The following is a 6,507-nucleotide window of genomic DNA, read 5'->3' as shown; positions in this document are numbered from 1 at the left end:
GCCCGCATCAAACTGGATGGCGGGCCATTTTTATACACAATGCTCCTGGAGAATGTTTAAATCCTTATATAAAAGGGCCGCCTCCCCTATAAAAAGGCGGCCACCATAACTGCGAACTGATAACTAATAACTGATAACTATGTCCCCTAAAGTTTTTAAATAATGATTTTTATTTTTGTACACCCCCATATAAAAGGGACTTTCCTCATAGGAAGGCGCCACCATTACGAATCACGAACAATGAATCACGAAGAACGATTCCGATCATTTGAGAAGAACCATATTTCCACCCAAATGAAACAAATTTACTCTTTCTTTACTCATTCATCACTGATAATTGGTACTGGTTGTATATACTCAAATTTAGTATGTGTTACTATGCACGGACTATCGGGAGAACTTATGAAAATCATTCTGAAAAATATCTGCAAGTCCTATGGTGGAAAGCTCATTATCGACCATGTGTCGCTGAATCTGGAAGACCGCCATTTTACGACTCTTCTGGGGCCTTCGGGCTGTGGGAAGACGACGCTTCTCCGCATGATTGCGGGACTGGAGCGGCCGGATGAGGGGGAAATATGGCTGGGCGATACCTGCGTTTCTGCCCCTGAAAAGGGTCTCTTTGTACCACCGGAAAAAAGAGGCCTTGCTTTCGTGTTCCAGGATTTCGCCCTCTGGCCTCATATGACGGTTTTTGAAAACGTGGCCTTCGGCCTGCGTGCGGCGGGGCGGACGGACCATCTGAAGGAAAATGTGGAAAAAGCCCTTTTCACGGTACGGCTGGACCACATGGAAAAACGGTATCCCCATGAACTTTCCGGCGGCCAGCAGCAGCGGGTCTCCTTTGCCAGGGCCATTGCCCTGAAGCCGGAATGCATCCTTTTCGATGAACCCCTCTCGGCGCTGGATGCCATCCTGCGCATAGAGATGCGGGGAGAAATAAGGCGCCTCGTGAAAGATCTGGGCATTACCGCCGTTTTCGTCACCCATGACCAGGAAGAAGCCATGAGTATGAGTGATGCGATTGCCGTGATTTCTTCAGGAAAAATCGAGCAGTATGGAAAGCCGGAGGAAATATATGCCCATCCGGAGACGGATTTCGTGGCTCATTTCGTAGGCTCTTCGAACTGGATTGATGAGACCCATCTTTTCCGCCCGGAAAAGGGGTCCACCGAAAAAGTGCCGGGAGCCGAAGAATTTCATGCCACCGTCACAAGTACCCAGTTCCTGGGCCATACCTATGAGATCCACATGGATCATGAAGGAGCCAAATGGCTTTGCTGGTCTGCGGATCCCCTTCCCGCAGGCAGCGATGTGTCATTATACGTAAGGGGAAAGGATATTATTTCTTTATAAGGAAAGAGGAAATCCAATGAAAATGAAAAAACTCGCTGTTCTCGCTGCTGCTGCAGCACTCTGCATGGGCATTGCTGCCTGCGGTACAAAGACCGATTCCAAACCGGCCGCCGCTTCCGCTGCTGCAAACAATGAGAAAAAAGTAGTGGTTTACATGCCGTCCCCGGCAGGCCTCACCGATAAACTGGCCAAGGGCTTTGAAAAGAAGACAGGCATCAAAGTCGAAGTTTTCCAGGGAACCACCGGTGAAATCCTGGCCAGAGTGGAAGCAGAAAAGAAAAATCCTGCTGCTGACGTAGTAGTTTTGGCTTCCTGGTCTGACGGCCTGAATATGAAGAAATCCGGGGCCCTTGCTTCCTATAAACCACAGAATGCAGACAAACTGGACAAAGCCTTCATCGATAATGACAATCAGCTCATCGGCTACTCCGCTTCCGCAGTCGGCGTCATTTATAACAAAAACGTCATTCCTCAGCTTTCTGCAGACTGGAAAGACCTGGCTGATCCGAAGTACAAGGGACAGCTGGCTATCCCGGACCCCATGAAATCCGGTGCCTGCAAAGATTTCCTGGCAGGCTACGTCAATAAATACGGCTGGGAAGCTCTGGAAGGCATGGCTAAGAACGGCATGAAAGTTCCGGGTGCCAATAAAGCTGCTTTGGAAGCCGTGACTACCGGAGAAGTTGGCATCCTCGTTGCCGGAGTCGATTACAATGCCTACAAAGCAAAGAAGAAAGGTGAACCCCTGGAAATCTACTATCCGAAGAGCGGCACCATCGTTAATCCCCGCCCGGCTATGATCATGAAGACCGCGCCCCATAAGGATAATGCCCAGAAATTCATGGATTACCTCCTTTCCGATGAAGGACAGCAGCTTGTCGCCAATGCATGGCTCCTCCCCGGCAGAACCGATATCAAAGCCAAGGGAACCCAGCTGAAAGACATCCCGCAGATTAAGCCGGAATGGGACAAGATGATGGCCATTGCTACCGAAACGGCAAAGAAGCTGAATGAAATCTGTGGTAAAAAGTAATTATTTGAAAAGAAACTTTCTTTTTCAGTGACTTTTTGAAGTTATCAGTTATTAGTTAGCAGTTATCAGTGATTGACTGCCATCAGTGTGAATCAACTTTCTTCACAATGATGGGATTCTGAGAACTGAGAACTGTTAACTGATAACTTTTTCTGAAGTTCTTCATTTTTCAGCTTCTTTTTCAGTATTCAGTTATTTCGAAAGGTTCCCCATGAATCGTAAATGGTTCCTCCCCATTCTTGCGCTTGCGGCGTTTCTTATTTTCCTCATCCTCTGTCCCCTGGCAGAGGTAGGAATCAAGGCGCTCATTATCAATGATGCCCTGGACTTTTCCTATGCCGCTGAAACGCTGATGGAGGAGCAGAATGCGGTGATGATCCGGAATTCCCTCATCCTGGGAGTCCTGGTAGTCATTGTTTCCACCTGTATTTCCCTCCCTCTGGCGTACCTCCTTTCGCGGACGGAATGGGCGGAATCGAAGGTACTGGATATTTTATTTCTTGTGCCTTTCATGACCCCTCCCTATATCGCTTCCATGGGCTGGATTCTTTTCATGCAGAAACGGGGCCTTCTGGGGCAGCTCATTCCTTTCTTCAAAGACGGGGTGACTCCCTTTTTTACCCTGGCAGGCCTGGTCATGGTCATGAGTTTTCATATTTTTCCCTTTATGGTGACTCTTCTCAAAAATGCCATGCTCCGGGTGCCGGAAAGTCTGGATGAAGCGGCTGCCGTCTGCGGAGCCGGTTTTACGGCAAGGCTCCGGAAAATATTTCTTCCTCTCGTTACAGGAAATTACGTGATCGGGGCGCTTCTGGTCTTCGTGAAAACCCTCTCCGAATACGGCACGCCCTATACGCTGGGCCGGCGCATCGGATTTGATGTATTTACCACGGATATTCACCGCTATGCCACGATTGCCCCGATTTCCTTCGGAAAAGCTGCCGTCCTGGCTTCAGTCCTTGTCACCATCTGTCTTTTTATGTGGTTCATCCAGAACTATATCACCATGACCCACAGTTATCGTCTCGTGGGAGGAAAAGGGACCCGGCGGACTTTCAAAATCCTGCGGCGCCCTGTCAAACTGGCCACGGGAGCCGCTATGGGGTTTCTCTTTGCCCTGGCCGTGGGAATTCCCTATTTTTCCGTCATTGCCACGTCCCTCATCAAACTTCGGGGGTATGGACTTCAGGCAGGAAATTTCACGCTGGCTCATTATGCAGAACTCCTCCTGGAACATGACAAAGCCATGGATGCCATTCTGAACAGCCTTTTTCTGGCTGTCACGGCCTCTACGATTTGTGCGGTCCTGGGAACCCTTACCGTCTTTGCGGTAAAAGGTCTCGGAAAGAAATGGGGACGGCCTCTCGAAGCCATTTCCCTGGTTCCTGAAATGCTGCCGGGCATTGTCATGGTCATCGGTCTCATGCTTTTCTGGAATGATATTTACGATGTCCTTCCCCTGTATAATACCCTGGGAATTCTGGTCCTCACCTATGTGGTCCTTTTTCTTCCCTTTACGGTGCAGTACGTGACGAGCTCCCTCACCCAGATTTCCGCAAGCCTCATCGAAGCCGGCCGGGTTTTTGGAGGAAATACGATTTACGTTTTCCGCCGCATTACGGTTCCCCTCATTCTCCGCGGAATCGCTGCCGGCTGGATGATGACTTTCATTATTTCCCTCCGCGAACTGGTAGCGCCAAGTATGATTGCTCCGCCCAATACCCTCGTGATTTCCACATTTATTACGAGAGAATTTGAACAGGGAAGCGTATCCCTCGGTATGGCCATGGCGGTGCTGTGTATACTCATTACCGCCGGGTGCCTCCTGGTGCTCAATCGGGGAATAAAGAGGTTTTAGTGGTAAATACTTTTGGGTATCTTTAAAATGGGGATACTCTTGGAAGAAAGTTATCAGTTATTAGTTATCAGTTCTCAGTTAAGGTGGCCGCACCTCAGAAATGGAAGTGCGGTCTTTTTATATGATTTTCTTATCGAAGGAAAGGACTGTTTCCTGATCAATAGGGTTTCCAAAACTGATAACTGAGAACTGTGAACTGATAACTTGACTTTCAGGAAATACAGAAATTTTACATAAAAAGTACAAAGATGGCCTCATGTAAAACATTATTTCAAATTTAATCGAAATATTTCCCAATGATTACAATCTTGCAGAACATATTGCACAGGCTTGACTCCTTTACGGTAGTACGCACCCGCTTTATTTCCTACAATGAAGATGCCGATGAAAAAGGTCCGCCCATCGGCGGAGAGACGGGAATCCAGAGGAAACACGGCCACTCGCGGAAAGAATGTTTCTCCCTCAGGACCATTCTGCCGAAAGGCATTTCTATAAGGAGAGAGAACATGAAAAAGATTCTCGCAATCGCAGCAGCAGCTGCACTTTCCTGCGGCATTTCCGCATTCGCCGCAAATCCGTTTTCCGATGTAACCCCGGATGACTGGGCTTACCAGGCAGTTTCCGACCTGTCCGATCAGGGCGTCGTAGAAGGCTATCCGGACGGCACCTTCAAGGGCGAAAGAAACATGACCAGATACGAACTGGCTCAGATCATTGCCCGCCTCATGGCTAAAGAAGATCAGCTGAACGGCGAACAGAAAGCAACCCTGGACAAACTGGCTGGTGAATATGCTGATGAACTCGCTAACCTGGGCGTACGCGTTTCCAACCTGGAAAAGAAAGTCGGAAACCTGTCCTGGTCCGGTGATGCCCGTATGCTTGTCACCCAGGGCTATGATGATGACGGCAATTCCGAAGATGACTGGAATGGCCGTATGAGAATCAAGGCAAAAGCTCAGGTCAATGACAGCACCACCGTTACCGGGTTGCTCCGTCAGAATTTGAAATTCAAGGATAACGAAGATGGAGATACTTTCATGCAGCAGTTATTCGTTGAACACAAATTCGGCGACAAGACAAAGCTGACTGTCGGCAAGTATAAGGAAACTTTCGGCCAGACCGGTATCCTCCACGATTCTGAAGTCAAGGGCGCTGAACTGTCCTATGGTGATAAGGCTCTCAACCTGACCGCCGGCTATGCTCGTTTCCCGAAGTGGAAGAAGACCCTGGTTGCAAAGGACATCGATGAAAACTCCGATAAGGAAGCATTCAAGGAAGTCACCTACGCACGCATTGCAGGCGAAGCTAGCAAGCTGAACTATGACGTAGAATATGTCAATGCAGCAGCTGCTGATTATCAGGTATGGGGCGCAGGCCTGACCTGGAATGTAGCAGACAAACTGGACGTATTCGGAGACTTCTACAAGAACCTGGACTACAAAGGAGATCCGACCCTCTGGTCCGCAGGCCTTGCTTATGGCAAAAAGAATTTCAAGAAACCGGGCACCTGGAGACTGGCTGCAAGCTATGTAAAGGCTGAAAAAGGCGCTTACATGGGCGGCACCACCTGGGATCTGTCCGATCCGCAGGAACTCGTAAAAGGTACTTCCGGCGCAGACAGCGTTCATTTCTGGCTCGCTCAGGCTGATGTCATCCTCCAGAAGAACGTAGGACTCCACCTCGAATATGCCTTCGATGTCAATGCAAACGATGGCAAAGATTACGACGATCTCTTCGAAGCAAAGATCGATTACAAGTTCTAATCACTCCCACAGAAAAGAGCTCCTTACGGGGCTCTTTTTTGTTTGGAAACAGGAGGGGCCGCGGTTTATCCGGGTTTACATGCAGGAGATCAAGACGTATCGATGAAAGTGATCAGTTATTCGTTCTCAGTGATCAGAATCCGGTCAACCATGAATCCATTCAATCCCGCTTTCCGGTTTAAAGCAGGCCCCCTTCACTAAGAACTGAGAACTGTAAACTGATACCTGAAACAAAAAAGCCGCCTGCCACTTGTGGCAGACGGCTTTGATATAAAGAGGGATCGGTTGATTTTCCAAAGTTTCGAGGCATCCGGTTCAAACAGCGCAGCTATATCATTTGTGCTGCGTGAATCTTTACCTTTGTCAAATAATCGGAATTCGAGTTTTTAGAAATGCGGTCAATTTTTATACAGTTGCCCTGGCCTGGGGATTTTATCAGATTTACATTCCGGCATCAAGGGGCTGAAGCCCCTTGACCCCGGCCTGCAAATCTGATG

General features: G+C 48.7%; 4 protein-coding genes. All 4 read left to right on the top strand.

Going from position 1 to position 6,507, the window contains the following annotated elements:
• Positions 1-402: 402 nt before the first annotated feature.
• The 4 genes from VZT47_RS08850 (at position 403) to VZT47_RS08835 (ending at position 6,010) form a co-directional block, all read left to right on the top strand.
• Complete coding sequence (locus tag VZT47_RS08850; protein WP_330224602.1) at positions 403-1,356, top strand: ABC transporter ATP-binding protein; 954 nt, start codon at positions 403-405, stop codon at positions 1,354-1,356.
• Positions 1,357-1,372: 16 nt separating this feature from the next.
• Positions 1,373-2,389, top strand: coding sequence for an ABC transporter substrate-binding protein (locus VZT47_RS08845; protein ID WP_330224601.1), 1,017 nt, complete (start codon positions 1,373-1,375; stop codon positions 2,387-2,389).
• 211 nt (positions 2,390-2,600) lie between these two features.
• Positions 2,601-4,247: an ABC transporter permease gene (locus VZT47_RS08840; protein ID WP_330224600.1), complete on the top strand. Its 1,647-nt coding sequence runs from the start codon at positions 2,601-2,603 to the stop codon at positions 4,245-4,247.
• A 296-nt stretch (positions 4,248-4,543) separates the two neighbouring features.
• Positions 4,544-6,010 carry an S-layer homology domain-containing protein gene (locus VZT47_RS08835; RefSeq protein ID WP_330224599.1) on the top strand — a complete coding sequence of 489 codons (1,467 nt, stop codon included), beginning with the start codon at positions 4,544-4,546 and terminating at the stop codon, positions 6,008-6,010.
• Positions 6,011-6,507: the final 497 nt, after the last annotated feature.

The sequence above is a fragment of the Dialister sp. genome, assembly GCF_036343215.1.
GTDB lineage: Bacteria > Bacillota > Negativicutes > Veillonellales > Dialisteraceae > Dialister.
The sequence above is the reverse complement of the archived record's forward strand: the minus strand, read 5'-3'. Positions and strand labels throughout refer to the sequence as shown.